At 62.8% G+C, this 3,100-nt stretch carries 4 protein-coding genes; 2 read left to right on the forward strand and 2 right to left on the reverse strand.

Annotated features, from left to right (window positions below):
* The first annotated feature begins 458 nt into the window (after positions 1 to 458).
* Both AB0J58_RS44500 and AB0J58_RS44505 read left to right on the forward strand, forming a co-directional pair.
* Positions 459 to 1,226: a transposase family protein gene (locus tag AB0J58_RS44500; RefSeq protein ID WP_364227789.1), complete on the forward strand. Its 768-nt coding sequence runs from the start codon at positions 459 to 461 to the stop codon at positions 1,224 to 1,226.
* 43 nt (positions 1,227 to 1,269) lie between these two features.
* A complete protein-coding gene (locus AB0J58_RS44505; protein WP_364227792.1) occupies positions 1,270 to 1,869 on the forward strand; it encodes a DUF6461 domain-containing protein in 600 nt (199 codons plus the stop codon).
* Positions 1,870 to 2,176: 307 nt separating this feature from the next.
* Here the strand turns inward: AB0J58_RS44505 and AB0J58_RS44510 are convergent, their stop codons facing one another.
* Both AB0J58_RS44510 and AB0J58_RS44515 read right to left on the reverse strand, forming a co-directional pair.
* Positions 2,177 to 2,635 (reverse strand): GtrA family protein, encoded by a 459-nt coding sequence (locus AB0J58_RS44510; protein WP_364227798.1) that lies wholly within the window; start codon positions 2,633 to 2,635, stop codon positions 2,177 to 2,179.
* A gap of 237 nt (positions 2,636 to 2,872) precedes the next feature.
* Positions 2,873 to 3,100, reverse strand: a 228-nt coding sequence (locus AB0J58_RS44515; RefSeq protein WP_364227795.1) for a DUF6879 family protein, incomplete at its 5' end; no start/stop codon positions are given.

A 3,100-nucleotide genomic window follows, 5' to 3' on the forward strand; every position in this document is an offset into this window, starting at 1 on the left:
CAGATGCAATACCAACCCGCGCTACTGGACGGCTTTGTCACCGAGACCAGACTGGCCCTCCAACCACCGTAACGTCCAGCTTTCATCCTCAGTACTTCTCAAGAAAGGCGTCACGGCCCAGCCGGTCGAACTCGGTGATGGCGGCGAGCACCATCTCACGTCGAAGCTCGGAAAGCACCACCTCATAAGCCTATACACGGTTACCGCTTGAATTCCTATCGATTTCCGGCGGAATCGGACTTCATGGCAAGCGGCGAGATCTCTGGCTCCGTCATGTAGAATCCGCGATTCCGTGAGCAAGTGCGGCTGATCATGATCACGGAACCTTTTTCACCCTCTGGGGACGGGCCTACTGGTCACAGCACGATCGCGACTCTGACGTTCACCTGATGGCGTAGAAAGCTCCTGGTAGACGGATTGATCACCACAACCAGACCCGTCACAACCAGGAGCTTCAGGTGCTGTTCCACCGCGCCGCAGCCGATGTGTCGCGTTCAACGCTGAACTACGTGGCCGGGCTGATCCGCCGGCGGCGCAAGGCGATCGGATCGATCTGGCGGCGGCTGAACCCAGAGCAACAAGCCCTGCTCGTCCTGGTCTACCTGCGCAAAGGCGAGACGTTCAGCGAACTGGCCGCCGGGTTCGGAGTGTCGACGGCAACCGCCTGGCGCTACGTGGAAGAGACGGTGAGGCTGCTGTCGGCGCGGTCTCCGAAACTCCGGCAGGCGGTACGCAAAGCCAAGAAGGACGGGCTGCACTATCTGGTGCTGGACGGCACGCTGATTCGCACCGACCGGGTGAAAACCGACCGGCCGTACTTCTCCGGCAAGCACCGCGTGCACGGGATGAACGTCCAGGTCATCGCCACCCCGGACGGGACGATCCTGTGGACGTCCGGAGCGCTGCCCGGCAAGACCCACGACCTGAGCGCCGCCCGGATCTGGGGCGTCCTACGCGAGCTGGAGCGGGTCGGCATCGTCACGCTCGCCGACAAGGCCTATCAGGGGGCGGAAGGCCCGGCCATCACCCCGTACCGAGGGAGAAACAAGCCAGAGTCCCAGAAGCGGGCCAACCGGTCACACGCCCACTTTCGAGGCCCGGGTGAGCGGGCGAATGCACAGCTCAAGAGCTGGCGTATCCTCCGCAAGCTCCGCTGCAGCCCCAACAAGGCCGGGCACCTGTGCAAGGCCATCGCCGTCCTGCAGAACCACCGGATCGCTCAATAACGAAAAGGTTCATTGTGTCGGTCGGTGCTGCGAGCATGACGAAATGATCGCGACCACTGACGACTATGCCTGGTTCTCCTACGAGCGCTTCCCCGACCTGGCGGAGGCCTACTGCTTTACCTACGTCCGCGGTCTGACACCCGAGCAACTGGTGAACCGGCTCGGTGGCCGACCGGAGGATTTCACACCTATGACGCTCGGTGGGTTGATCAAGGCTTCCTACTCCGGACCCGGCACCTACGGCACCTGGGACGGCATGTTCTTCGGCGCCGTCGCCATCGGCGACTGGGTGTTCATCGTCGAGCCCAACGGCGGGCTCGGTGCCGATGAAGAAACCATCACGTCGTTGTCGGCGGGAACCCGCCTCGTCTCCCACTTCCGCGACGTCGAAGGCGTCGAGTACTTCTACTGGATCGAAGACGGAGAAATCCGGTTCTGCTTCATCGCTGATGACGGTTACTCGGAAGAGGTACCGGACGAGGTCGTGGAGACCATGCAGCGGATCGACGCCGACTACAGACACCTCTACCCCAGCGACGGGCCGGCGTTCCTCCTGGCCGAGCATCTCACCGGCATCACGCTGACACCGGAGCTGCTGGAGGGGTCCACCTACCTGTGCGGAGCCATCCCCGAACCGAGGTGAGCAGGATCCATCCTCTATGGTCCCGCGGGCCGGCCGCGGCCGGTGGATCACTTCGCTGAAAGCTCATGCAAGATTCACCGGGGGCACCGTTCCGCGAGGACCTGCTGTACCAGGCCATCAGGGTGAAAAAGCTTCACTGTCCGAGCAGATCCGCGTGATCATGAGCTTTGACAACGCTCCGCGATGTCGAACTCACGGGACTTTTGTTCGCCATCTGTTCGGCGGTCATCCGCGGGGCCGGGCTCGTGGGGCGCAGCAGCGGCATGAAGCAGTCCGACCGTCGGAACGGCTTCTGGATTCGCCGCCATCAAGCCACCTCGTCCGTGGAATCGGGAGTGGGAGCCAGTCGCACGCTGCCGGACTGGACCTTCTCGTCGGGGAAGACCCACTTCCGGAGCGCCCAGAAGCGGAAGACCATGGCGATCAGCGTGCCGATGATCTGCGCGCTCATGAAGTCGGCGATCTCCTGGGTCACCAGGCTCACATCCGGGGTCTCCAGGCGAAATACGTACCTGGAGATCCATAGCGGCGCGGAGCTGAGCACTAGACCGGCGCCACTGACCAGGAAGAACAGCGCCGCCTCGTGACGGCGCTCGCGGCCGCCCCTGGTCCGGAACGACCATTCGCGATTCAACACGTAGGACACGATCGTCGCCACCAGCACCGCGATGATCTTCGCGGTCACCGGCTTCGGTTCCAGAATGGTCAGCTTCAGCCCATAGAACACCGTGTTGTCCACTAAGAACGCTGTTCCACCCACCACCACGAACTTCAGCAGTTCACGGTGCTTCAGCGCAAGTGCGTGCAGCGGTTCCGGTGATCTTGCGAGTACCGCGTTTGCTATTCGGAGCACCCCCGATCTTCTCACCGGTCGAACACCCGCGCTCACCCCTTGGCGCCCACCGAGGCCGGGCACGCTTTCTCAGCGAAGCACGACACCTTCCGAGGCTCCTGGAAGCACACGCCGAGCAACCCGAGTCGAGCCTGAAACCAGGCCGATTGCTCATCGGCCGGGGGACATCCGGGTGCTCACGTTCTCCGGATTCTTGGTGTTTCCGCAGGAGCCGATGCTCACCGAATCTCGGACCCTGCAGAAAAGGTAGAAGTTGCCCGGCAGGGGGATCGACGAGACCAGCCGGCGAGGAACCCAGCGGATGTCCTCGCCGGCTTCCACCATCTGATGAGCGATGCTGTACGACCAGCGCTGATAGTCGCTCAGTGGCTCCGACAC

The organism is Streptosporangium sp. NPDC049644, assembly GCF_040675205.1.
Classification (GTDB): domain Bacteria; phylum Actinomycetota; class Actinomycetes; order Streptosporangiales; family Streptosporangiaceae; genus Streptosporangium; species Streptosporangium fukuiense.

Coding starts and splice junctions, on each gene's coding strand:
- AB0J58_RS44505 (WP_364227792.1), top strand. CDS start 1,270: ATGATCGCGACCACTGACGACTATGCCTGGTTCTCCTACGAGCGCTTC.